Genomic DNA, 24,514 nt, shown 5'->3' on the forward strand with positions numbered 1-24,514 from the left:
TTGCGGTGATTAAGGTGCAAAAGCGGGAGGGTACATCGACTTGTGGCAAAGGGGCGTGCCCCCTCACCACAGCGCCAAATCAGGCCAGGGCCTTTTCGATGGCCTGGATAACACTCGGATCATCAGGCGCGGTACGTGGGGAAAAACGCGCCAGCACCCGCCCATCCTTACCCAGCAGGAATTTCTCGAAGTTCCAGGTGATATCCCCTGGAAACTCCGCGCCCTCACCTGCCAGCAAGCGATACAACTGATGACGATCGGGACCGTTGACCTCCAGCTTGCTGCCCAGGGGAAAGCTCACGCCATAGTTGAGGCTGCAAAACGCCTGGATCTCGTCTTCGGTCCCGGGCTCCTGGCCTGCAAATTGATTGCACGGCAGGCCCAGCACGGTGAAACCCTGGCCCTTGTACTGCTGATAAAGTTTTTCCAGCGCCGCATACTGCGGGGTCAGTCCACACTTGGAGGCGACATTGACCACCAGCACGACTTGCCCCTTATAGGGCGTCAGAGGCAGCTCCTGACCATCCAGGGCTGTGAGTTTAAGGTCGTGGAAAGCACTCATGACGAACTCCAGATTTCCCATATTCTGTGTAACGGCCATTCGAGATTACAGCCGCCCAGCCGGCAAGAATAGCCGCCAATCAAAAAAGGCGCCCGAAGGCGCCTTTCTTTTCAACTGACTGGACGTGGCCCGTCAATCAATGGTGGTGACCACCTTCGCCGTGTACGTGGCCGTGGGCAACTTCTTCCTGGGAAGCGTCGCGGATGGCAACGATCTTGACCTGGAAGTTCAGGCGCTGGCCTGCCAGCGGGTGGTTGCCGTCAACGGTGACATCGTCGCCGTCCAGGTCGCGGATGGTCACGATCTGCATTTGGCCGTCCGGAGCGGAGGCGTGGAACTGCATGCCCACTTCCAGTTCGTCGACGCCTTCGAACATGCTGCGGCTCAGGGTGCTGACCAGTTCGGCCGAGTACTCGCCGTAGGCATCTTCAGGTTCTACGGCAACGGTCAGTTCATCACCAACCTCTTTGCCTTCCAGGGCCTTTTCCAGGCCCGGGATGATGTTACCTGCGCCTTGCAGGTAGACCAGCGGCGCGCCGCCGGCGGAGCTGTCGATGACCTCACCAGCGTCGTTGGTCAGGGTATAGTCAATGGAGACAGCCTTGTTGGCGGCGATCGGCATGGGGCGAGACCTTTTGCATAAGAATGAAGAACGGACAAGTCTAAACAAGGATTTGCCCGAAAGCGAACACAACCCGGACAGACGGAGTCGATCCAGTGACTCGACGGTCGTCGGATTTCACCAGGACGCAGACGGCCACTGGGTCGCCGCGCTGTCCTGCGGCCATACGCAGCACCTGCGCCACCAGCCGCCCTGGCAATCCAGGGGCTGGGTGATTGATCCGGCGCAACGCCTGGCAAAAATAGGCCAGCCCTTTGCCTGTGGCTGGTGTGCGCAGCGCCCGGATAACGATACCCTTGGCAACTGATTCCCGGTCGGCGCGCAGCCATAGCGCACCACCGAAGCCATGCACCTTCAGAGAATTCGCATGCAGACTTTTTTTATCGCGCCCACCGATTTTGGTGTGGGTCTGACCTCCATCAGCCTTGGGCTGGTGCGTACCCTTGAGCGGGCCGGGCTGAAAGTCGGCTTTTTCAAACCGATTGCCCAGCCGCACCCCGGCGATACCGGGCCTGAGCGTTCCACCGAGCTGGTGGCGCGTACCCACGGTCTGAAACCGCCGCAACCCCTGGGGTTGGCCCATGTCGAGCGGATGCTCGGCGATGGCCAGCTCGATGAGTTGCTCGAAGAAATCATCACCCTGTACCAGCAGGCCGCCGTGGGCAAGGACGTGCTGATTGTCGAGGGCATGGTGCCGACCCGCAGCGCCAGCTATGCCGCACGGGTCAACCTGCACCTGGCGAAAAGCCTGGATGCCGAAGTCATCCTCGTCTCGGCCCCGGAAAACGAAGTGCTGACCGAACTGTCCGGCCGCGTGGAATTGCAGGCGCAACTGTTCGGCGGCCCGAAAGACCCGAAAGTGCTGGGCGTGATTCTGAACAAGGTGCAGACCGACGAAAGCATGGAAGTCTTCGCCGCGCGCCTCAAGGAGCATTCACCGTTACTGCGCAGTGGCGATTTCCGCCTGCTGGGCTGTATCCCGTTCCAGCCCGAGCTCAATGCCCCGCGCACTCGCGACGTGGCCGACCTGATGAGCGCACAAGTGCTCAATGCGGGCGACTATGAAACCCGGCGCATGAGCAAAATCATCATCTGCGCCCGCACCATGCGCAACACCGTGGAGCTGCTCAAGCCCGGCGTGCTGGTGGTGACGCCGGGGGATCGCGACGACATCATCCTCGCCGTCAGCCTGGCCGCGATCAATGGCGTGCCCCTGGCCGGCCTGCTGCTGACCAGCGACACCCTGCCCGACCCACGGATCATGGATCTGTGCCGTGGTGCGTTCCAGGCCGGGCTGCCGGTGCTGTCGGTGAGCACCGGCTCCTACGACACCGCCAACCAACTCAACAGCCTGAACAAGGAAATCCCGATTGATGACCGCGAACGTGCGGAGATCATCACCGATTTCGTCGCCAGCCACCTGGACGCGCGCTGGCTGCACCAGCGTTGCGGTACGCCACGGGAGATGCGCCTGTCGCCGGCAGTGTTCCGCTACCAGTTGATCCAGCGTGCCCAGGCCGCCAACAAGCGCATTGTGCTGCCCGAGGGCAGCGAGCCGCTGACCGTGCAAGCCGCCGCCATCTGCCAGGCCCGGGGCATTGCCCGTTGTGTGCTGCTGGCCAAGCCGGCTGACGTCGAAGCCGTGGCCCGCGCCCACGGCATCGAGTTGCCCGAAGGCCTTGAGATTCTTGACCCGGACCTGATTCGCGAGCGCTATGTCGAGCCGATGGTGGCCCTGCGCAAGAGCAAAAGCCTCAACGCGCCGATGGCCGAGCAGCAACTGGAAGACACCGTGGTAATCGCCACCATGATGCTGGCGCTGGATGAAGTGGACGGCCTGGTCTCCGGGGTCATCCACTCCACCGCCAATACCATCCGCCCGGCCCTGCAACTGATCAAGACCGCGCCGGGCTGCACCCTGGTGTCGTCGGTGTTTTTCATGCTGTTCCCTGAACAAGTACTGGTCTACGGCGACTGTGTGATGAACCCGCACCCCAGCGCCGCGGAACTCGCGGAAATCGCCCTGCAAAGCGCCGATTCGGCCGCCGCTTTCGGCATCACCCCGCGCGTGGCGATGATCAGCTACTCCAGTGGTGACTCGGCCAGTGGCGAAGAAGTGGAGAAAGTCCGCGAGGCCACCCTGCTGGCCCACGAACAACAAAGCTCGCTGCTGATCGACGGCCCCTTGCAGTACGATGCCGCCGCCAACGAAAACGTCGCCCGGCAACTGGCGCCCAACAGCCTGGTGGCGGGCAAGGCCACGGTTTTTGTGTTCCCCGACCTCAACACCGGCAACACCACCCACAAAGCCGTGCAGCGCAGTGCCGATTGCGTCAGCCTCGGCCCGATGCTGCAAGGCCTGCGCAAACCTGTGAACGACCTGCCCCGTGGGGCCCAGGTGGACGATATCGTCTACACCATCGCCCTGACCGCGATTCAAGCCGCCAACCGACCTATGGATGCCTAAATGCTGGACTTTCTGCCTGCCCCCCTGCGTGGGGTCATTGCCTCGCTGCTGCTGGCGTTGAACACCATCCTGCTGTGTTCATTCCTGTTTATCGTCGCGCTGTTCAAGGCGCTGCCGTTCGCCAAGCGCTTCAGCGAGTGGCTGATGAACCACACCCATGAAGCGTGGATCAGCAATAACAAGGCCTGGATGAACCTGGTGCGCCGCACCCGCTGGCACCTCAAGGGCCTGGAAGGCCTGGACTACCAGCACTCGTACCTGGTGACCAGCAACCACCAGAGCTGGGTCGATATCATGGTGTTGCAGTACGTGCTCAATCGACGGATCCGCCCACTGAAGTTTTTCCTCAAGCAGGAGCTGATCTGGGTACCGGTGATTGGCCTCGCGTGGTGGGCGCTGGGCTTCCCCTTCATGAAGCGTTACACCAAGGCCTACCTGGAGAAACACCCGGAGAAAAAAGGCAAGGATCTGGAAACCACCCGCAAGACCTGTGCGAAGTTTCGCGATAACCCGGTGGGTATTTTCAACTTTGCCGAAGGCACGCGGTTTACCCCTGGCAAACATGCCCAGCAACAATCGCCGTTCCGCTACCTGCTCAAGCCCAAGGCCGGCGGCATTGCGTTTGTACTGGATGCCATGGGCGAGCAACTGAAGTCACTGGTCAATGTGACTATCCACTACCCAGGCGGGCGCCCGGGGTTCTGGGACTTGTTGTGCGGCAATGTAAAAGACGTGGTGGTGCAGTTTGAAGAGGTGCAGATCCCGGCCGAGTTCATTGGCAAGAATTATGAGCAGGATGGGGAGTATCGGTTGGCGTTCCAGGGCTGGATCAACCAGTTGTGGGAAGACAAGGATGCCCTGTTGAGCCGGCTTCACATCGAGTACCCAGGCAATCGGTGATCACCATGTGTGGCTTGCCTGCGATAGCGGTCTGTCAGATGTAAGTGCATTGCCTGAACCACTGCCATCGCAGGCAAGCCAGCTCCCACACTGACTGTGTCAACCTGAAGAATGTGAAAAGCCCGCCACCGAGTGATCGGTGGCGGGCTTTTTTGTGGCGGCGAGGTTTAGATCGCGCCGCGCTGGCGCAACAGCTCCAGCACTTGCTTGACGCTGTCGTCCAGCGACAGGGCCTGGGTGTCGAGCACCAGGTCGGCATTCAACGGCACGTCGTACGGGAACGACTCACCAGGGATGTTATCCCCACCCGCAGCATACAGGCCTTGCGGGTCACGCTCGGCACACACCAGCGGCGAGGCCTGCACGTACACGGTCAGCAAACGCTCACTGCCGATCAACGCCTTGGCCTGTTCACGGCCTTCGGCATCCGGCGCCACGAAGGCCGCCAGGGTCAGCAGGCCGGCTTCGTTGAACTGACGCGCCACGTGAGCAGCACGCCGCCAGTTCTCGGTACGCCCGGCTCGGTCCTGTGGCAGACCTTTATTGAGGTCATGGCGCAGGTTCTGGCCATCGAGTACGAACACCGCACGGCCCATGTCGAACAATTTACGCTCAACTGCATAGGCCAAGGTGCTCTTGCCTGCGCCCGACAGGCCGCTGAACAACACGGTGGCCGGCTGCTGGCCGAAACGCTGGGCGCGCTCTTCGGTGGCCACGTGGGCCAACTTGCCGTGCTGCGCCGCGCTGCCATGGCTGACCGGTGGTGCGATGATCATGCCCGCGGCCACAGTGCCGTTGGTCAGGCGATCAATCACGATAAAGGCGCCGGTGGTGCGGTTGCTGGCGTAACCGTCCAGGGCAATGGCCGCGTCGAGGCTGACCTTGACCCGACCGATCTCGTTCAGTTGCAAGGCACTGGCGGGGCCTTCTTCCAAGGTGTTCACATCCACACGATGCACGATGCTGGTGATGGAACCCGGCACGTAGCTGGTAGCGCGCTTGATGTCGTATTTCTTGCCCGGCAGCATCGGCTCCTCGGCCATCCACACCAGCATGGCGTCGAAGGCGTCGGTCACTTGCGGCACGTTGTCGGCATGCACCAGCAGGTCGCCACGGGAGATGTCGATCTCGTCTTCCATGGTCAGGGTCACGGCCTGGCCTGGGCCTGCGTGCTCCAGTTCACCTTCGAAGGTGACGATGGATTTGATGCGGCTGCTCTTACCCGACGGCAACACCACCACTTCGTCGCCCTTGTGCACGATGCCGCTGGCCAGGGTGCCGGCGAAACCACGGAAGTTCAGGTTCGGGCGGTTGACGTACTGCACCGGGAAACGCAGGTCGGTGTAGTTGCGGTCGTTGGCGATCTCGACGGTTTCGAGGATCTCCATCAGCGACTGGCCGGTGTACCACGGCGAACGCTCGCTCTTGTTCACCACGTTGTCGCCCTTGAGCGCCGACATCGGCACAAAGGCCATGGTGCTCGGCTTGAACGCAATGCCCTCGGCAAACTTCAGGTAGTCGGCCTTGATCGACTCGAAGATGCTCTCGTCGAAACCGTTGAGGTCCATCTTGTTGATCGCGATGACGATGTGCTTGATGCCCAACAGCGAGGCGATAAAGCTGTGGCGACGGGTCTGGGTCTGCACGCCGTAGCGCGCATCCACCAGGATGATCGCCAGGTCACAGGTGGACGCACCGGTGGCCATGTTGCGGGTGTACTGCTCATGGCCGGGGGTGTCGGCAATGATGAATTTGCGCTTGGCGGTGGAGAAATAGCGGTAGGCCACATCAATGGTGATGCCCTGCTCACGCTCGGCCTGCAGGCCGTCGACCAGCAAAGCCAGGTCGATATCGTCACCGGTGGTGCCGACTTTCTTCGAATCGCGGGTGATGGCTTCCAGATGGTCTTCGTAGATCATCTTGGAGTCGTGCAGCAGGCGCCCGATCAGGGTGCTCTTGCCGTCGTCGACGTTGCCACAGGTCAGAAAGCGCAGCATTTCCTTGCGTTCGTGCTGGCCCAGGTAGGCGAGGATGTCCTCGCTGATCAAATCAGATTGATGCGACATGACAGCCCCTTAGAAATAACCTTGACGTTTTTTATCTTCCATCGAGCCTGCACCATCGTGGTCGATGACACGGCCCTGGCGCTCGGAAGTTCGCGTCAGGAGCATTTCCTGGATGATGTCCGTCAGCGTCTCGGCTTCGGACTCCACCGCGCCCGTCAACGGGTAGCAGCCAAGGGTACGGAAACGGACTTTCTTTTTGACGATGCGGGCTTTGTCCTCGTCGGACAGGTGCTCGAGGATGCGCTCGTCGTCGATCATGATCAGCGTGCCGTTCTTCTCGATCACTTCACGTTCGGCGGCGAAGTACAGCGGCACGATGGGGATGCCTTCCAGATAGATGTACTGCCAGATATCCAGCTCGGTCCAGTTGGACAGCGGGAACACGCGGATCGACTCGCCCTTGTTGACGTTGCCGTTGTAGACGTTCCACAGCTCCGGGCGCTGGTTTTTCGGGTCCCAGCGGTGCTTGCTGTCGCGGAACGAGTACACGCGCTCTTTGGCGCGGGATTTCTCTTCATCGCGACGGGCGCCGCCGAAGGCTGCGTCGAAACCATGCTGGTCCAAGGCTTGTTTCAGGCCTTCGGTCTTCATGATGTCGGTGTGCTTGGCGCTGCCGTGGGTGAACGGGTTGATGCCCTGCGCCACACCGTCCGGGTTGACGTGAGTGATTAGCTCCAGGCCCAGTTCCTCGACCATGCGGTCGCGAAACTTGTACATTTCCTGGAATTTCCACTGGGTGTCCACATGCATCACCGGAAACGGCAGCTTGCCCGGGAAGAATGCCTTGCGCGCCAGATGCAGCATCACGGCGGAGTCTTTGCCGATGGAGTAGAGCATCACGGGGTTGTCGAACTCGGCGGCAACCTCACGGATGATGTGGATGCTCTCCGCCTCCAGCTGTTTCAGATGCGTCAGTTTGTCGACCATGGCTACTCACGGAAAAACGATCTTATGGACGGCCTGCGGGCCGTGTTCGAGCGAGGCATGCTAGCACAGCACCTACTTCTAATCAGGGAGCTGGCTAGATCGAAACGGTATATGGATATACCGCTCGGTTTGCCTGCAATGACGGGCCTGTTGGGAGGCTTAGATCGGGTTGGGGCAGTCGATAAACAGGTGCTCGAGGGCAAAGCGCCGGGCCAGGTAATCGCCCAGGGCCTGCACGCCATAACGCTCGGTGGCATGATGGCCGGCGGCGATAAAGCTGATGTCGTTTTCCCGGGCACTGTGGAAGGTCTGTTCCGAAGCTTCGCCGCTGAGGTACAAATCCACCCCGGCCAGCACGGCCTGGTCGATGTAGCCCTGGCCGCCGCCGGTGCACCAGCCCACGCGGCGGATCATCGCGCTGCCTTCGATCAGCAGCGGCTCGCGGCCCATAGCTTCCTGCACACGGCGGGCGAAATCCCGTGCCGACAGGGGCTCGGCCAAGGAGCCGACCAGGCCGACGACCTTGAGGTTGTCCGGGTCCAGCGGGCCTTCGACGGTGATGTCCAACTGGCGGGCCAACTGCACGTTGTTGCCCACGTCCGGGTGCAGGTCCAGCGGCAGGTGGTAGGCCAGGAGGCTGATGTCGTGCTTGAGCAGGGTCTTGAGGCGGCGCTGTTTCATGCCGGTGATGCACGGGCTCTCGCCTTTCCAGAAATAACCGTGATGCACCAGCACCAGGTCGGCCTTGGCCTCCACCGCCGCGTCGAGCAGCGCTTGGCTGGCAGTCACGCCACTGACAATGCGCAACACCTGCGGCCGGCCTTCGACCTGCAGGCCATTGGGGCAGTAATCGGCAATTTTCGCGCTGTTCAAGTAGCGATCCGCTTCTTCAACCAGGGTGCTCAGGGCGACGGCCATAAAAGACTCCTAAATATCCCGTTCAGAGGCGCTCGCGGCCTCGTATAATGCGCGACATTATGGGCGCTCCCGCGCCCCCTGCAACCTGTCAGGACTTACTTGATGCTCAAGGCGCTGCGTTTTTTTGGATGGCCATTGTTGGCCGGCGTGCTGATCGCGATGCTGATTATTCAGCGTTATCCGCAATGGGTCGGCCTGCCAAGCCTGGACGTCAACCTGCAACAGGCACCGCAAACCAGCGCGGTGCAACAAGGCCCGGTGACCTACGCCGATGCGGTGGTGGTCGCTGCGCCCGCAGTGGTCAACCTATACACCACCAAAGTCATCAATAAACCGGCGCACCCGCTGTTTGAAGACCCACAGTTCCGGCGGTTCTTCGGTGACAATTCGCCCAAGCAGCGCCGCATGGAGTCGAGCCTCGGCTCCGGGGTGATCATGAGCCCCGAAGGCTACATCCTGACCAACAACCATGTAAGCACCGGGGCCGACCAGATTGTCGTGGCCCTGCGCGATGGCCGCGAAACCCTGGCGCGGGTAGTGGGCAGCGACCCGGAAACCGACCTTGCGGTCCTGAAGATCGACCTGAAGAACCTGCCCTCCATCACCATCGGCCGCTCCGAAAGCCTGCGGGTCGGTGATGTGGCCTTGGCGATCGGCAACCCGTTCGGCGTCGGCCAGACCGTGACCATGGGCATCATCAGCGCCACCGGGCGTAATCAGTTGGGCCTTAACAGCTACGAAGACTTTATCCAGACCGACGCGGCGATCAACCCGGGCAACTCCGGCGGCGCGCTGGTGGACGCCAATGGCAACCTGACCGGCATCAACACGGCGATTTTTTCCAAGTCCGGCGGCTCCCAGGGCATCGGTTTTGCGATCCCGGTGAAGCTGGCGATGGAAGTGATGAAGTCGATCATCGAGCACGGCCAGGTGATCCGTGGCTGGCTGGGGATTGAAGTGCAACCGCTGACCAAGGAGCTGTCGGAGTCGTTTGGCCTGACTGGGCGCCCAGGCATCGTGATTGCCGGCATCCTGCGCGGCGGCCCGGCGGAGAAAGCCGGGATGCAGGTGGGCGATGTGATCCTCAGCATCGATGGTGAACCGGCGGGCGATGGTCGCCGTTCGATGAACCAGGTGGCGCGGATCAAACCGACGGAAAAGGTCGCGATCCAGGTGATGCGCAACGGCAAAGAGATCAAGCTGCTGGCCGAAGTGGGCCTGCGCCCGCCGCCCGCCCCGGTGAAAGAGCAGGAATAAAGGGCGATCCTTAAAGATATACACTCTCAATAGTCATGTTATATTATTTCAATATTGATATTGGAATGTTAGACCATGACGTCTCGAAAGTTTGCGCCCCTGGCCGGTCTCGCCCTGGGATTGCTGGTGGACCCGGTGTTTGCAGAAGACACCAACACCCTTGAACTGGGCACCACCAGCATCACCGGCGAGGCGTATGAATCCGCTACCGGCCCGGTCACGGGTTACCGTGCGACCCGCTCGGCCAGCGGGACCAAGACCGACACCGCCCTGCGGGATATCCCACAGTCAATCAGCGTGATCCCCACCACAGTGCTCAAGGACCTGGGCAGCAACAACGTCGAGCGCGCCCTGGAGTTTGCCGGCGGGGTGTCCAAGCAGAACAACTTCGGTGGCCTGACCCTTTACGAATACAGTATTCGCGGCTTCACCACCTCGGCGTTCTACCAGGATGGTTTCAGCGCCAACCGTGGCTACCCGAGCACGCCGGACACGGCCAATATCGAACGTATCGAAGTGCTCAAGGGCCCCGCCGCCAGCCTCTATGGCCGTGGCGATCCCGGCGGCACCGTGAATATCGTCACCAAAAAGCCCCAAGCCGAAGCCTTTACCACCCTGCAGACCAGCGCCGGCAGTTGGGACCGCTACCGCACCGCCGTCGATATCAACACCCCGCTGGACAGCGAAGGCAATGTGCTGTCGCGGGTCAATCTGGCAGTGGAAGACAACCACAGCTTTCGTGACCACGTGCAGAGCAAGCGGGTGTTTGTCGCCCCATCGTTCAGTTGGCAACTGGACCCGGACACCAGCCTGTTGGTGGAAAGTGAGTTCGTGCGCCACAGCTCAACGTTCGACCGGGGCATCGTCGCGCCGAATGACCGCTGGAGCGGCATGTCCCGCTCGACCTTCCTCGGCGAGCCCAACGACGGCGATATCGACAACCACAACAACCGCCTGCAAGCCACCCTCGAGCATCACTTGAACGATGCCTGGAAGCTGCGCCTGGCCAGCCATTACAAACAAGGCAGCCTCTGGGGCCACGCCTCGGAAAGCCGCCCGCTGAATGCCGATGGGCATACCGTCAACCGCCGTTACCGCGAACGCTCCACGGGTTGGCACGACAGCATCACCCAGTTGGAGCTGCGCGGTCTGTTCGATATCGGCAGTTGGCAGCATGAATTGCTGATCGGCACCGAGTACGAGGACTACCGCAAGAAAGAACGGGTGACCGCCATCACCGGCAGCTACCCGATTGATATCTACCAACCGGTCTATGGCCAGCCCAAGCCCAATGGCAAGCCCACGGGCACTGATTTTTTCACCCAGGTGAAAAGCCAGGCGCTGAACCTGCAAGACCAGATCGTATTTACCGACCGCCTGCGCGGCCTGGTGGGCGTGCGCCTGGAGCACGTCGAGCAAAGCTCAGAGGACTTCACCCGCAACGGCGCCAAGAGCCAGAAAACCCACGATGTCATGACCCAGCGGGCCGGCCTGCTGTATCAACTGACCCCGCAGGTGGGGCTGTTTGCCAACGCCAGTACCTCGTTCAAGCCGCAAAGTGACCTGGACGCAGCCGGTAAATTCCTCGAGCCCGAAGAAGGCGTTGGTTATGAAGTCGGTATCAAGACAGAGCTGTTCGACGACCGCCTGAGCGCCACCGTCGCCGCCTTCCATATCAATAAAGAAAACACCTTGGCCACCGACCCGGCCACCGACCTCAAGCGCGCCATTGGCAAGGCCCGCAGCCAGGGGGTTGACCTGCAACTGAGCGGGCAATTGACTGACGCTGTGCGGGTGATTGGTGCCCTGGCCTACATCGATGCGCAAGTGACCAAGGGTGACAAAGACATCCCCACCGGCAGCCGCGTCCCTGGCGTGGCCAAGCGCAGTGGCAGCCTGTTGGGCGTGTATGAGTTCCAGGATGGCGCCCTGCGGGGTTCGGATCTGGGCGCGGCCTTTACCTACGTCGGCGACCGCTCGGGCGAGGCCGGTAAAAGCTTCGAGTTGCCGGCCTACCACACGGTCGACCTGCTGGCCCATTACAAGGCCAGCGACAACCTCACCGTGGGCCTGAACCTCAACAACCTGTTCGATGAAAAGTACTACGAGCGCTCCTACAGCAACTACTGGGTAACCCCCGGAGAGCCGCGCAACTTCACCGTCAGCCTGACCCTCAATCTGTAAAAGGACCTCAACATGCAAGCGCTCAAATCATTGGCCGTGCTCGGCCTGCTGTTCGCCACCCAGGTATCGGCCCACGGTCTGTGGACCGAGCAACGCCGGGGGCATATCGAGGTGGTCTATGGCCACGGTGCCGAAGACGAAGCCTTCAAGGCCAGGAAAGTCAGCGGCGCCTGGGCCTATGACGCCAGTGGCCGGATGATCCCGGTGACCGTACAACGCCTGGACGACCAGGCGCGCCTGCAACCGCTCAAATCTCCTGCGGTGCTGGCCGTGGCGTTTGATAACGGCCTGTGGACGCAAACCCCAGACAAGAAATGGGTGAACAAGGGCCACAGCCAGGTGCCGGGCGCCGTCGAAACGACCCAGGCCCTGAAGTACAGCCTGGCGATCTATCAGGCCGGGGCAAAACTGCCCAAGCTGGATCAGTTGAGGATGGTGATCGTGCCCGAAGTCGACCCGCTGACCGTCGGCCCAGGCCAATCGCTGCCTGTACGGGTGCTGATCGACGGCAAGCCCGCCGCCGGAATCAAGTTGATTGGCGACTACCGCAGCGCGCCGAACACCTTGAGTACCGAGACCGACAAGGATGGCCGGGCCCAGGTACTGGTGCGCAATGAAGCGCTGAATGTGATTGCGGCGCAGGCACAAGTGCCGGTCAAAGATAACGGCGAGGTCCACATCCGCGCGCTGTTCAGCTCACTGACCTTCCTTGGCCAGCCCCATCACGAGTAAAGCCCGCTGAAGCCATGTGGGAACTGGCTTGTATGGGAGCCAGCTCCCACACAAGCCGCCACCTTAGAGGCTGACGGGCGCTCTTTCGCACAAGGTGTTAAGTGCCGCCGCCCACTGCGGATCATCATTGAGGCACGGCACCAGCACTAACTCCTCGCCCCCGGCTTCGCGGAACTGTTCCAGGCCGCGATCACCGATCTCCTCCAGGGTCTCGATGCAATCGGCGACAAACGCCGGGCACATCACCAGCAACTTCTTCACCCCCTGCTGAGCCAGGGCCTCCAGGCGGGCCTCGGTGTAGGGTTCGATCCACTTCGCCCGCCCCAGGCGCGACTGGAACGCCACCGACCATTTACCCTCAGGCAGGCCCATGCGCGCGGCAAAGTCGCGGGCGACGCTGAAGCATTGCCCGCGATAACAGGTGGTACGCACCTCAGGCGACGCATTGGCGCAGCAGTCGCCCGCACCGTCCAGGGAATGCCCGGGGTTGAGTTTATTCAGATGCCGTTCCGGCAGGCCGTGGAAGCTGAACAGCAGGTGATCGTAATCCTGCTGCAAATGCGGCCTGGCACTGGCCACCAGGGCATCGAGGTATTCCGGCTGGTCGTAGAACGGTTGCAGGATCGAGAACTGCAGGTCGAGTTTCTTCTCGCGCACCACCCGCCGCGCTTCTTCGATCACCGTGGTCACGGTGCTGTCGGCAAACTGTGGATACAACGGCGCCAGCGTGACCTTATGGATGCCCTGGCCGGCCAGGCGGGTCAGCACGCTTTCAATCGACGGTTCGCCATAACGCATCGCCAGTTCCACCGGGCCATGGGTCCATTGGCTGGTCATCTGCTGCTGCAGGCGGCGACTGAGGACCACCAGCGGCGAGCCTTCGTCCCACCAGATCGAGGCGTAAGCGTGGGCCGACTGCTCGGGACGCTTGATCAGGATCAGCGACACCAGCAAGCGCCGCACCGGCCATGGCAGGTCGATCACATACGGGTCCATCAAGAACTGATTGAGGTAGCTGCGCACATCGGCCACCGAAGTGGACGCCGGCGAGCCCAGGTTGACCAGTAACAACGCGTGATCCGTCATGCAACATCCTATCTCTAGAGGCGGCTGGACAAGTCGTCCAGGGCCGCGTGCAACTCAGTGAACTGAAAAGTGAAACCGGCGGCCAACAACCGCTCGGGTAGCGCCTTCTGCCCGCCCAGCAACAGGCCGGACAACTCGCCCAAACCCACCCGCAAGGCAAACGCCGGCATCGGCATAAACGCCGGGCGGTGCAGCACCTGGCCCAGGGTCTTGGCAAACTCGCGGTTACGCACCGGCTGGGGCGCGCAGGCATTATAAGGACCGCTGGCGTCAGGTTTGTGTAGAAGAAAATCAATCAGGGCGATTTGATCCTTGATATGCACCCACGGCATCCACTGCCGACCGTTACCGATAGGCCCGCCCAGCGCCAGTTTAAAGGGCAGTAACAACCGCGACAAAAAGCCGCCCTCGGCCGCTAGCACCAGGCCAGTACGCACCAGCACCACCCGCAGGCCGAAGGCCTCGGCGCGCTGGGCGGTTTCTTCCCAGGCAATGCACAACTGGCTGGGAAAATCGTCCAGCACCGGGCCGCTGGCTTCGGTCAGCTCGCGCTCACCGCCATCGCCATACCAACCCACCGCCGACCCGGAAATCAACACCGCAGGTTTCACCGCCAGGCCTTCAAGCCAGGCCAGCAAGGTTTCCGTCAGGCTGATCCGACTGCTCCACAGCAATGCCTTGCGTTTATGGGTCCAGAGCCGGTCGGCGATCGGCGCGCCGGCCAGGTTGATAACAGCATCCACCGGCTGCGTTACATCCTGCAAACGGGCAACGCCCTTCACCTGCGCACCGCACAGGGTGGCGACCTGCGCGGGATTGCGGCTCCATACCGTCAACTGATGCCCCTGGGCGCTCCAGTACTGGCAAAGCTGGCGGCCGATCAGACCGGTACCGCCGGTCAGCAAAATATGCATGAGATCTTCCTCCTGTAACGTTGGCCGGGCATCGCTGGTCTATTTTATAAGCAGGGATCTTTTTAATCGGGCGCGACCTACGTTTAACCATAGGCCACGCCACACGTTAAGGCATGCCGAAACTTATACCAAAAAACAATATTGTACAGCTATTGGTGTCGGCGTAGTCTGTACCCAAAGGTAAAACGAGGCCTCCCATGACTGTTCCCATCGCGATCATCGGTACCGGCATCGCCGGACTTTCTGCCGCCCGAGCGTTAAAAGATGCCGGGCACGCTGTACAACTCTTCGATAAAAGCCGCGGCAGTGGCGGGCGCATGTCCAGCAAGCGCAGCGAGGCCGGCACACTGGACCTCGGCGCACAGTACTTCACCGCCCGCGACCGACGCTTCGTCGATGAAGTGCAACGCTGGCAAGCCAATGGCTGGGTTGCCGAGTGGGAACCGCAACTCTACAACTGCCAATCCGGCCAACTGAGCCCTTCTCCCGATGAGCAGACCCGCTGGGTCGGCACCCCGCGCATGAGCGCCATCACCCGCGCACTGCTGGACGACCTGCCGGTGGAGTTCGGCTGCCGTATCACCGAAGTGTTCCAGGGCCAGCAACACTGGAACCTGCTGGACGCCGACGGTGGCAACCATGGCCCCTTCAGCCACGTAATCATTGCCACCCCGGCGCACCAGGCCACGGCCCTGCTGGCCGCGGCGCCGAAACTGGCGAGCACGGCAGCCGGGGTAAAAATGGACCCGACCTGGGCCATTGCCCTGGCCTTCGACACGCCGCTGGATACGCCGATGGAAGGCTGCTTTGTACAAGACAGCCCCCTCGACTGGCTGGCCCGCAACCGCAGCAAACCAGGGCGTGACGCCACGCCAGATACCTGGATCCTGCACGCCACCAGTGCCTGGAGCAAACAGCACCTGGACCTGCCCAAGGAAGCCATCATCGAATTGCTGCACGGCGCCTTTGCCGAATTGCTGCATTGCAGCATGCCGGCGCCCTCCTTCAGCCTCGCCCACCGCTGGCTGTACGCCCGACCGGCGGGCAGCCATGAATGGGGAGTACTGGCGGATGCCGACCTGGGCCTGTACGTATGTGGCGACTGGTGCCTGTCAGGCAGGGTCGAAGGCGCGTGGCTCAGCGGCCAGGAAGCCGCGCGGCGCTTGCTCGGACACCTGCAATGAACCGCATCAATCCAACAAAACTGCTGCTCTCCAAATGGACAGCAACCCACCCGCGAAACAAGGAAAAACATTTCCTGGTCACCGAGTTGTTTCGCGATGAAGAAGACAACGTACTGGAGATTGAACTGCAAGCCGTCTTGACCCGGCGCGGAGAACGCCTGACTTGGCAAAGCCTGCAAGATGCCGAGCGCTGGAAAATGGGCTGGCAATAACCTCATCAAAAAACTTGTACAAACTATTTGACTTGTACAGTGTAAAACCTATGATGAGATTAGTTGTACAGAAAACATAAACTGTACAGGAATCTTGTCGAGGCTTTGCCATGTCCTGCAACGTGTCCGTCACCGGCAAACCAAAAATCGCCATCAGCGCCTGCCTGCTCGGCGAAAACGTGCGCTTCAACGGCGGGCACAAACAATCCCCCTTGTGCAGCCAGACACTCAGTGACTATTTCGACTTCGTGCCACTGTGCCCCGAAGTCGCTATTGGCCTGGGCATCCCCCGTGAGCCGATTCGCCTGGTGGGCGACCCACTCCAGCCGCAAGCCGTGGGCACGGTCCACCGCGAACTGAATGTGACCGGCGCACTGGATGAGTACGGCCAGCGCATGGCCGCCGAACATACGGACCTGTGCGGCTATATCTTCATGCAGAAATCACCGTCCTGCGGCCTGGAACGGGTCAAGGTCTACCGCGACAACGGCACCCCGGCCGAGGGCGGTGGGCGCGGCATCTATGCCCAGGCATTCTGCGCACGCCATCCCAACCTGCCGGTGGAGGAAGATGGCCGCCTGCACGACCCGGTGCTGCGGGAAAATTTCCTGACCCGGGTCTTTGTCTATGCCACATGGCAACAATTGCTGGCGCAGGGTCTGACCCGTCACCAACTGCTGGCCTTCCACTCGCGCTATAAATACCTGCTGATGGCCCATAGTCCGGCCCACTACAAAAGCCTGGGCAACCTGCTGGGCAGCATGAGCAAGGACTGTGACCTGCCAGTGCTGGCCGCCGAGTATTTCAGCGAGCTGATGACGGCCCTGAAAAAGTGCGCCACCCGTGGCACCCATTCCAATGTGTTGCAGCACATCAGCGGTTACCTCAAGCAGGCCCTGAGCGCCGCAGACAAACAGGAAATGCAGGCGCTGATCAGCCAATACCGGCAAGGCATCGTGCCGCTGGTCGTGCCGCTGACCTTGCTCAAGCATCACTTTCGCCAACACCCGGACCGCTACATCGCGCAGCAGGCCTACCTGCAACCGCATCCGGAAAATCTCAGCCTGCGTAATGCGATCTAACCCATGAATGTTTCCCCGCAACCCCCTGCCCAACCCGTCGAAGATGTGGCCCTGGCCCTGGAACAAGGCTGGCTGCCGATTCGCGAAGTGGCCCGCCAGACCGGGGTCAACGCGGTGACCCTGCGCGCCTGGGAACGGCGTTACGGCCTGATCGTGCCGCAGCGTACGCCCAAGGGCCATCGGCTGTTCAACGCCGACCATGTGCAGCGCATCCAGACTATCCTGACGTGGCTCAACCGAGGCGTACCGGTAAGCCAGGTCAAGCAGTTGATCGACAACGCCCAGCCGGTGGACGACAGCGTCGAAAACGAATGGCAGAACCTGCGCCAGACCTTGATCCAGGCCATCGGTCAACTGGCCGAGCGCCGGGTCGACGACGTGTTCAACCAGGCCATGGCCCTTTACCCACCGCGTACCCTGTGCGAGCAACTGCTGTTGCCACTGTTCAAGGAGCTGGAGCAGCGCTGGCAAGGCCAGTTCGGCGCGCAGATGGAGCGGGTGTTTTTCCATTCCTGGCTGCGCAGCAAGTTCGGCGCACGGATGTATCACAACAACCGCCAGCTCAACGGCCCGCCATTGTTGCTGATCAACCATTCCGACCTGCCGCTCGAACCGCACCTGTGGCTGAGCGCCTGGCTGGCCAGCAGCGCCGATTGCCCGGTGGAAGTTTTCGACTGGCCGTTGCCTACCGGCGAACTGGCCCTGGCCGTCGAGCACCTGCAACCGCGCGCCGTGCTGCTGTACTCGAGCAAGGCCCTCCATTTAGCGACCTTGCCGAAACTGCTGAGCGGCACCCACTGCCCGATCCTGATTGCCGGACCAACGGTGTGCATCCATCAAGCCGAGTTATCCGTATTAACTCAGGACACCCCTCAATTGGTGCTGGCCGAAGACCCCTTGTCGGCCCATCAGCTCCTGATCCAGCGTGGGCTTCTCTAATGCATCTGATCTGGCTGCGCAGCGACCTGCGCCTGCATGACAACACCGCCCTCGCTGCCGCCTGCCAGCGCGGCCCGACAGCGGCGGTGTACCTGATTACCGCCGATCAGTGGCTGGCCCATGACGATGCGCCGTGCAAGGTGGACTTCTGGCTGCGCAACCTCAAGGCCCTGAGCCTGGCCCTGGGAGAGCTGAATATTCCCCTGCTGATCCGCCATGCCGACACTTGGGACCAGGTGCCACAGGTACTGGTGCAGGTGTGCCAGGCCCTGTCAGTCGAGAGCGTGCACACCAACGAAGAATACGGGATCCACGAAAGCCGGCGCGATGCCGCCGTGGCCCAGGCTCTGGAAGCACACGGGGTAGGGTTTCACAGCTATCTGGACCAACTGCTGTTCCAGCCTGGCAGCGTATTGACCAAGACCGGCACTTACTTCCAGGTGTTCAGCCAGTTTCGTAAGGTCTGTTACAACCGCCTGCACAGTGCCCTGCCGCGCCGGGTGGCGACGCCCAAGGCGCAGGCCGCGCTGCCGTTCGCCAGTGATGCAGTTCCCGAGCAGGTCAAGGGATTTGCCCCGCCCAGCGACACCCTGCGCGCCCTTTGGCCGGCCGGTGAAGACGAGGCGCAGCGACGCCTTGCCCAGTTTGCCGACGCACAAATCAGCTATTACAAGGATGAACGCGACTTCCCGGCCAAGCCCGGCACCAGCCAACTGTCTGCGTACCTCGCCGCCGGCGTGATTTCGCCACGCCAGTGCCTGCATGCGGCGCTGCAAAGTAACCAGGGTGAATTCGAAAGCGGCGACATCGGCGCAATCACCTGGATCAACGAATTGCTGTGGCGCGAGTTCTACAAACATATCCTGGTGGGTTACCCACGGGTGTCGCGCCATCGTGCCTTTCGCCCGGAAACCGAAGCTGTGGCCTGGCGCCACGCTCCCGCTGATCTGGCCGCCTGGCAAGAGGCACGCACCGGCCTGCCGATCATTGATGCCGCGATGCGCCAGCTCTTGGAAACCGGCTGGATGCATAACCGCCTGCGCATGGTGGTGGCGATGTTTCTGACCAAGAACCTGCTGATCGACTGGCGCGAAGGCGAGCGCTTTTTTATGCGCCACTTGATCGACGGTGATCTGGCGGCCAATAACGGCGGCTGGCAATGGAGTTCGTCCACCGGCACCGACTCGGCACCGTACTTCCGCATTTTCAGCCCGTTGAGCCAGTCCGAGAAATTCGATGGCGAAGGGCGTTTTATCAAGCAGTGGCTGCCACAACTGGCGGGATTGAACAAAAAGGAAGTGCACAACCCCGACGCTGTCGGCGGGCTGTTTGGCGTGGCCGACTACCCACGGCCCATCGTCGATCTGAAGTCTTCCCGCGAGCGGGCGCTGGCGGCCTTTCGTGCCCTGCCCTCACGCCAGGCGGCAGGGGGTGTGTATGAGTGATTTCCTGCGCCAGTTCGCCGAGTCCTTCGCCACCCTGGACAAACACAACCTGCACCGGCTCGACAGCCTGTACAGCCAGGACATAGCGTTTACCGATCCACTGCACCAGGTCCACGGCATCAGCGCGCTGAAGGCGTACTTTGCCGAGCTTTACAGCAACGTCGACCCATTGCATTTTGACTTCCACGGTTTCGACCACGTGGCCGAAGGCGAAGGTTACCTGCGCTGGACCATGAGCTTTTGCCACCCGCGGTTGGCGGGCGGCCAACAGATTCAGGTGCAAGGCTGCTCTCACCTGTTATGGCACGACAAGGTTTACCGGCACCGCGATTACTTTGATGCCGGAGCGCTGCTTTACGAACACCTGCCGGTACTCGGCCGGTTGATCCGTTGGTTGAAAGGGAGAATGGCATGAGCCTGACATCGCCACGCCGTTATTGGCTGACCGGGGCAAGCAGTGGTATCGGTGCGGCCCTGGCCGAAGAGTTGCTCGGCAGTGGGGCGCAGGTCGCGCTGAGTGCGCGCACCAAGGCGCCGCTGGAGCAACTTGCGCAACGTTACCCCGGGCAAGTGCTGGTGGTCCCCGGTGACTTGACCAACAGCCAGGTGGTCCGGGAAATCGGCGAGCACATCATGCAAACCTGGGGTGCCCTGGACACCGTGATCCTGAATGCCGGTACCTGCGAATATGTGGATGCCAAGCAGTTCGACGCGTCGATTATCGAACACGTGGTGCGCACCAACCTGCTGGCCAGCAGTTATTGCATCGAAGCCGCATTGCCGCTGCTGCGCGCCGGGTCAACCCCGCATCTGGTGGGCGTCGCCAGTGCCGTCACCTACCTGCCGATGCCCCGCGCAGAAGCCTACGGTGCGTCCAAGGCGGGCCTACGCTATTTGTTTGAATCGCTGCGCATCGACCTGTCTCCCGAAGGCATTGATGTCACGGTGGTCAGCCCCGGCTTCGTCGATACGCCGTTGACCGAACGCAACGACTTCCCGATGCCCTTGAGCTGGCCGGCCGACAAGGCGGCGCGGCATATTTTCGGCAAACTGGAAAAACGCCCACTGGAAATCGCCTTCCCGGCACTGTTTATTGCCACCCTCTGGCCGCTGTCGAAACTGCCGAACCGCGCGCAACTGATCATCGGCAAGCGCATGCTGCGCAGCCCACCGCCACAAAAGGACGACCTGTGAAGATCGCCATTATCGGCAGTGGGATTTCCGGGCTGACCAGTGCCTACCTGCTCAGTCGCCGCCACGACATCACCCTGTTCGAAGCCGCCGACCGGATTGGCGGCCATACCCATACGGTAGACGTGACCGTCGATGACAGACATTACGCGGTGGACACCGGCTTTATTGTGTTCAACGACTGGACCTACCCCAACTTCATCCGTTTGCTGAGGCAGATCGGCGTGCCGTTCAAACCGACCGAAATGAGCTTCTCGGTCTGTGCCCCAGAGGAAAACCTCGAGTACAACGGCAATAACCTCAACAGCCTGTTCGCCCAGCGCAGCAATATCCTGTCCCCCGGCTTCTGGGGGATGTTGCGCGATATCCTGCGCTTCAATCGCCAGGCGCCGCTGGATTTGCAGGAGCAACGCATCAGCGCACAGACGACCCTGGGCGAATACCTGCAGGCGGGCAACTACGGCCCGCGCTTTATCCGGCACTACATCGTGCCCATGGGCGCGGCGATCTGGTCGATGCCCCTGGCGGACATGCTGGGGTTTCCGCTGCAGTTCTTCGTGCGCTTCTTCAAGAACCACGGCCTGCTGTCGGTGAACAATCGGCCGCAGTGGTGTGTGATCGAGGGCGGTTCCAGCCGTTATATCGAGCCCCTGACCGATTCGTTTCGCCAACAGATCCGCCTCAACTGCCCGGTGCAAAAAGTCGAGCGCACACCGGAAGGTGTGGTCATCCACAGTGCCGATGGCCGTGAAATTTTTGACAAGGTCGTCTTCGCCTGCCACAGCGACCAGGCCCTGGCCCTGCTGAACGACCCGAGCCAGGCTGAGCAGCAGATTCTTGGGGCGATAACCTACGCCGACAACGACGTGGCCCTGCACACCGACACCCGCTTGCTGCCCGATCGCCCACTGGCCTGGGCCAGCTGGAACTATCGACTGGACGCCAGTATGCACAAGCCAGCGGCCGTCACCTACGCCATGAACATCCTGCAAGGCATCGACAGCCCCACCACCTTTTGCGTGAGCCTCAATCAGACAGCAATTATCAACCCGCTGAAAATCCTTGCCCGCTACACCTATGCCCATCCCCAATACAGCCTGGCGGCGGTGGCGGCGCAAGCGCGCTGGGAAGAACTGCATGGCGCCCAGCACACCTATTATTGTGGGGCCTACTGGGCCAACGGCTTTCATGAAGACGGCGTGGTCAGTGCCCTGCGCGTGGCCCAGGCCTTCGGGGAAACCCTGTGAACAGCGCCCTCTACAGTGGCTGGATCGCCCATCGGCGATTTACCGCCAAGGGGCATGCGTTTCGCTATCGCATCGGCCTGCTGTACCTGGACCTCAGCGAACAGGAGCAGGTGCTGGGGCTGTCGCCGTTCGCCGGCCGTGGCCGCTTCGCGCCGTTTTCATTGCGCCAGCAGGACTACCTGCCTGAATTGACCCGCGACGGCACCTGTTTGACTGATGCCGTGCGCCAGGTGGTCAGTACGGCGTTGGGGCATACCCCACAGGGCACTGTCTGCCTGCTGACCCAGGTCCGCAGTTGGGGCCTGGCGTTCAACCCGGTGAGTTTCTTTTACTGCTTCGAGGCTGATGGGCAACTGGCGGCGATTGTCTGTGAAGTGACCAACACCCCATGGCGCGAACGCTATCACTACGTGCTGCCGGCCCGCGCCCTGGCGGGCGGCGAGCACCAGCATTTCGCGGTGGCCAAGGCGTTTCATGTGTCGCCGTTCTTGCCCCGGGACCTGGAATACCGCATGAGCTTCAGCCCACCCGGCCAGCGCCTGGGGGTGCATATGGCCGACTGGCAGGGCGAGACCAAGGTGTTCGACGCCACCTTGAGCCTGCAACGCGAAGCCCTGGACCGCGCCAGCCTGCATCGCTACTTGTGGCGCTTCCCGTGGATGACCGCCAAGACCGGCCTGGCAATTTACTGGCAAGCCCTGCGCTTGCTGCTTAAACGCACACCGATTTTCCCCCATCAGGCCGCCGATGGCGCCTGTGCAACTGGGTATCCCAAGGATCGCCGCCATGAAATCCCCTAGCTTATCGGTCAAATCCAATCGCCTGAACGTCAATGGCCTGACCGGCGCGTTGTTGCGCAAGGCCGTGCTGCGTCAACTCGGCAACCTGCGTCACGGCCAACTGGTGGTGGTCGAGGACGGTGAGCGCCAGGTGTTCGGCGCACGGGAGGCGCACTTGCTGGGGGAAATCCAGATCCTCGACCCGGCGGTGTGGGGCCTGGTAGCCGCCAACGGTTCCATCGGCGCCGGCGAGGCGTTTATTCATGGTTACTGGAGCAGCCCGGACCTGACCGCGGTGGTGCGGGTGATGGTCAGCAACCTTGAAGTACTGGATGCCCTGGAAGGCGGCTTGGCCAAGTTGGCCCGCCCATTCACCCAGGGCCTGCACTGGCTCAACCGCAATACCCGCAAGGGCTCGCAAAAGAACATCGCTGCTCACTACGACCTGGGCAACGACCTGTTCCAGGAGTTTCTCGACCCGACCATGATGTATTCGGCGGCGCAGTTCCTCACCGCCGACGACACCCTGGAACAGGCGCAGCTCAACAAGCTCGAACGCATCTGCCAGAAACTCGCGCTCAAGCCTTCGGACCACCTGCTGGAAATCGGCACCGGCTGGGGCAGCATGGCCCTGTACGCGGCGCAGCAGTATGGCTGCCGGGTCACCACGACCACCTTGTCCAAAGAGCAGTTTGCCTACACCGAACAGCGCATCCAGGCCCTGGGTTTGCAGAATCAGGTGACATTGCTGTTGCAGGACTACCGCGACTTGAGCGGGCAGTACGACAAACTGGTGTCCATTGAAATGATCGAGGCCGTGGGCCATCGTTTCCTGCCCACCTACTTCAAGCAATGCGCGCACTTGCTCAAGAGCGACGGGCTGATGCTGCTGCAGGCCATCACCATCCGCGAACAGCGCTATGAACAGGCCAAGAGCAGCGTCGACTTTATCCAGCGCTACATTTTCCCCGGTGGCGCCCTGCCCTGTGTACAGAAGATGTTGCAGATCGTCAGTCGCGACACCGATATGAACCTGCTGCACATGGAAGACTTCGGCCTGCATTACGCGCGAACCCTGCGCTTGTGGCATGAGAATTTTCGCCGTGCCCATGGCCGCCTCACGGAACTGGGCTACGACGAATACTTCCTGCGGTTGTGGGAGTTCTATCTGTGCTACTGCGAAGGTGGTTTTATGGAACGCACCATCGGCACCGCGCAATTGCTCCTGGCCAAACCTGGCGCGGTGACACAACCACTGCTCGGGCGCTTCAATGCTTAAAAACCTGGCCAATGCCGCGCTGTTCCAGTGCGGCTGGTTTGCCTGTGTGATGGGTGGCGACAGCCTGTGGTTATTGCTCGGGCTGGGCGTGCTGGCAATCCACCTGCTGTGGATAACTTCGTGGGCCGTTGAAGGGCGGTTGATCTTGAGCGTGACCGTGCCGGGCACCCTGCTCGACACACTGTTGCGCACGGCCGGTGTATTTGAATTCAGTGATCCAGGCCCGTTGATTCCTCTGTGGTTAATCTTGCTGTGGGCGCTGCTGGCGACTACCTTGCGCCACTGCCTGGCCTGGAGCGCCCGGCCCTGGTGGCGCGCAAGCCTGCTGGGAGCAGTGGGCGGGCCGCTGTCGTACTACGCCGGTAGCCAGTTGGCAGGCGTGAGCTTCGGGTTTGCCACGGCCCCGACCCTGGCGGCCATCGCACTGCTGTGGGCTGTGGTATTTCCTGGCCTGCACCGGCTCGCGCGCTGACGTCCGTCAGAGCTTTCACACGCGCCCGACCGGCTTGCCTTACACTGCG

At 61.5% G+C, this 24,514-nt stretch carries 24 protein-coding genes; 17 read left to right on the forward strand and 7 right to left on the reverse strand.

Annotated features, from left to right (window positions below; genetic code table 11):
* Positions 1-79: 79 nt before the first annotated feature.
* Together JFT44_RS14135 and JFT44_RS14140 are read right to left on the reverse strand one after the other, a co-directional pair.
* Positions 80-562: a glutathione peroxidase gene (locus JFT44_RS14135; RefSeq protein ID WP_057958318.1), complete on the reverse strand. Its 483-nt coding sequence runs from the start codon at positions 560-562 to the stop codon at positions 80-82.
* 136 nt (positions 563-698) lie between these two features.
* A complete protein-coding gene (locus JFT44_RS14140) occupies positions 699-1,184 on the reverse strand; it encodes a peptidylprolyl isomerase (RefSeq protein WP_017476012.1) in 486 nt (161 codons plus the stop codon).
* On the opposite strand from JFT44_RS14140, the gene JFT44_RS14145 reads away from it, so the two are divergent.
* The 3 genes from JFT44_RS14145 to JFT44_RS14155 are packed head-to-tail and all read left to right on the forward strand — an operon-like array spanning position 1,153 to position 4,551.
* Positions 1,153-1,491 (forward strand): DUF3565 domain-containing protein, encoded by a 339-nt coding sequence (locus JFT44_RS14145; RefSeq protein WP_081044174.1) that lies wholly within the window; start codon positions 1,153-1,155, stop codon positions 1,489-1,491. The genes JFT44_RS14140 and JFT44_RS14145 overlap by 32 nt on opposite strands.
* A 60-nt stretch (positions 1,492-1,551) precedes the next feature.
* Positions 1,552-3,651 (forward strand): phosphate acetyltransferase, encoded by a 2,100-nt coding sequence (gene pta, locus JFT44_RS14150; protein ID WP_198830819.1) that lies wholly within the window; start codon positions 1,552-1,554, stop codon positions 3,649-3,651.
* The gene (locus tag JFT44_RS14155; protein ID WP_120731668.1) at positions 3,652-4,551 is read left to right on the forward strand and encodes an acyltransferase; all 900 of its coding nucleotides are present in this window, start codon (positions 3,652-3,654) and stop codon (positions 4,549-4,551) included.
* 167 nt (positions 4,552-4,718) lie between these two features.
* Here JFT44_RS14155 and cysN read toward each other — a convergent pair whose 3' ends face one another.
* The 3 genes from cysN to JFT44_RS14170 all read right to left on the reverse strand — a co-directional run bounded on the left by cysN (position 4,719) and on the right by JFT44_RS14170 (position 8,462).
* Positions 4,719-6,617, reverse strand: coding sequence for a sulfate adenylyltransferase subunit CysN (gene cysN, locus JFT44_RS14160; RefSeq protein ID WP_198830820.1), 1,899 nt, complete (start codon positions 6,615-6,617; stop codon positions 4,719-4,721).
* 9 nt (positions 6,618-6,626) lie between these two features.
* Positions 6,627-7,544, reverse strand: a complete 918-nt coding sequence (gene cysD / locus JFT44_RS14165; RefSeq protein ID WP_057437780.1) for a sulfate adenylyltransferase subunit CysD — start codon at positions 7,542-7,544, stop codon at positions 6,627-6,629.
* Between the two features lie 159 nt (positions 7,545-7,703).
* Positions 7,704-8,462: a Nif3-like dinuclear metal center hexameric protein gene (locus JFT44_RS14170; RefSeq protein ID WP_057958314.1), complete on the reverse strand. Its 759-nt coding sequence runs from the start codon at positions 8,460-8,462 to the stop codon at positions 7,704-7,706.
* Between the two features lie 102 nt (positions 8,463-8,564).
* Here JFT44_RS14170 and algW point away from each other — a divergent pair, with 102 nt between their 5' ends.
* From algW to JFT44_RS14185, 3 genes are all read left to right on the forward strand, one after another.
* Positions 8,565-9,719: a Do family serine endopeptidase AlgW gene (algW, locus tag JFT44_RS14175; RefSeq protein ID WP_057437778.1), complete on the forward strand. Its 1,155-nt coding sequence runs from the start codon at positions 8,565-8,567 to the stop codon at positions 9,717-9,719.
* 75 nt (positions 9,720-9,794) lie between these two features.
* Positions 9,795-11,903 carry a TonB-dependent siderophore receptor gene (locus JFT44_RS14180; RefSeq protein ID WP_057958313.1) on the forward strand — a complete coding sequence of 703 codons (2,109 nt, stop codon included), beginning with the start codon at positions 9,795-9,797 and terminating at the stop codon, positions 11,901-11,903.
* Between the two features lie 12 nt (positions 11,904-11,915).
* The gene (locus JFT44_RS14185; protein WP_057958312.1) at positions 11,916-12,635 is read left to right on the forward strand and encodes a DUF4198 domain-containing protein; all 720 of its coding nucleotides are present in this window, start codon (positions 11,916-11,918) and stop codon (positions 12,633-12,635) included.
* Between the two features lie 63 nt (positions 12,636-12,698).
* Here the strand turns inward: JFT44_RS14185 and hemH are convergent, their stop codons facing one another.
* Both hemH and JFT44_RS14195 read right to left on the reverse strand, forming a co-directional pair.
* Complete coding sequence (hemH, locus tag JFT44_RS14190) at positions 12,699-13,721, reverse strand: ferrochelatase (RefSeq protein ID WP_057958311.1); 1,023 nt, start codon at positions 13,719-13,721, stop codon at positions 12,699-12,701.
* Positions 13,722-13,735: 14 nt separating this feature from the next.
* Complete coding sequence (locus JFT44_RS14195; RefSeq protein ID WP_057437775.1) at positions 13,736-14,635, reverse strand: TIGR01777 family oxidoreductase; 900 nt, start codon at positions 14,633-14,635, stop codon at positions 13,736-13,738.
* Positions 14,636-14,832: 197 nt separating this feature from the next.
* Between JFT44_RS14195 and JFT44_RS14200 the strand changes: the two genes are divergently transcribed.
* The 11 genes from JFT44_RS14200 to JFT44_RS14250 all read left to right on the forward strand — a co-directional run bounded on the left by JFT44_RS14200 (position 14,833) and on the right by JFT44_RS14250 (position 24,465).
* Entirely contained in the window at positions 14,833-15,819 is a 987-nt protein-coding gene (locus JFT44_RS14200; protein WP_057437773.1) for an NAD(P)/FAD-dependent oxidoreductase, read from the forward strand.
* Positions 15,816-16,031: a TIGR02450 family Trp-rich protein gene (locus tag JFT44_RS14205; RefSeq protein WP_057437771.1), complete on the forward strand. Its 216-nt coding sequence runs from the start codon at positions 15,816-15,818 to the stop codon at positions 16,029-16,031. Before JFT44_RS14200 ends, JFT44_RS14205 begins: the two co-directional genes overlap by 4 nt.
* Before the next feature lie 122 nt (positions 16,032-16,153).
* Positions 16,154-17,113 (forward strand): DUF523 and DUF1722 domain-containing protein, encoded by a 960-nt coding sequence (locus JFT44_RS14210; protein WP_057958357.1) that lies wholly within the window; start codon positions 16,154-16,156, stop codon positions 17,111-17,113.
* A gap of 3 nt (positions 17,114-17,116) precedes the next feature.
* On the forward strand, positions 17,117-18,052 hold the full coding sequence (locus JFT44_RS14215; RefSeq protein ID WP_198830821.1) for a MerR family transcriptional regulator: 936 nt from the start codon (positions 17,117-17,119) through the stop codon (positions 18,050-18,052).
* Positions 18,052-19,497: a deoxyribodipyrimidine photo-lyase gene (gene phrB, locus JFT44_RS14220; RefSeq protein ID WP_057958309.1), complete on the forward strand. Its 1,446-nt coding sequence runs from the start codon at positions 18,052-18,054 to the stop codon at positions 19,495-19,497. The genes JFT44_RS14215 and phrB overlap by 1 nt, the downstream gene beginning before the upstream one ends.
* Positions 19,490-19,912 carry a nuclear transport factor 2 family protein gene (locus JFT44_RS14225; RefSeq protein ID WP_057437765.1) on the forward strand — a complete coding sequence of 141 codons (423 nt, stop codon included), beginning with the start codon at positions 19,490-19,492 and terminating at the stop codon, positions 19,910-19,912. The genes phrB and JFT44_RS14225 overlap by 8 nt, the downstream gene beginning before the upstream one ends.
* Complete coding sequence (locus tag JFT44_RS14230) at positions 19,909-20,691, forward strand: SDR family oxidoreductase (protein WP_057958308.1); 783 nt, start codon at positions 19,909-19,911, stop codon at positions 20,689-20,691. The genes JFT44_RS14225 and JFT44_RS14230 overlap by 4 nt, the downstream gene beginning before the upstream one ends.
* Positions 20,688-21,935 carry an NAD(P)/FAD-dependent oxidoreductase gene (locus JFT44_RS14235; RefSeq protein WP_057958307.1) on the forward strand — a complete coding sequence of 416 codons (1,248 nt, stop codon included), beginning with the start codon at positions 20,688-20,690 and terminating at the stop codon, positions 21,933-21,935. The genes JFT44_RS14230 and JFT44_RS14235 overlap by 4 nt, the downstream gene beginning before the upstream one ends.
* Positions 21,932-22,735: a DUF1365 domain-containing protein gene (locus JFT44_RS14240; protein ID WP_057958306.1), complete on the forward strand. Its 804-nt coding sequence runs from the start codon at positions 21,932-21,934 to the stop codon at positions 22,733-22,735. The genes JFT44_RS14235 and JFT44_RS14240 overlap by 4 nt, the downstream gene beginning before the upstream one ends.
* Entirely contained in the window at positions 22,722-23,993 is a 1,272-nt protein-coding gene (locus JFT44_RS14245; protein ID WP_057437758.1) for a cyclopropane-fatty-acyl-phospholipid synthase family protein, read from the forward strand. Before JFT44_RS14240 ends, JFT44_RS14245 begins: the two co-directional genes overlap by 14 nt.
* A complete protein-coding gene (locus JFT44_RS14250) occupies positions 23,986-24,465 on the forward strand; it encodes a DUF2878 domain-containing protein (RefSeq protein ID WP_198830822.1) in 480 nt (159 codons plus the stop codon). The genes JFT44_RS14245 and JFT44_RS14250 overlap by 8 nt, the downstream gene beginning before the upstream one ends.
* Positions 24,466-24,514: the final 49 nt, after the last annotated feature.

It is taken from the genome of Pseudomonas sp. MF5691 (genome assembly GCF_016405645.1).
GTDB classification, from domain to species: domain Bacteria; phylum Pseudomonadota; class Gammaproteobacteria; order Pseudomonadales; family Pseudomonadaceae; genus Aquipseudomonas; species Aquipseudomonas shahriarae.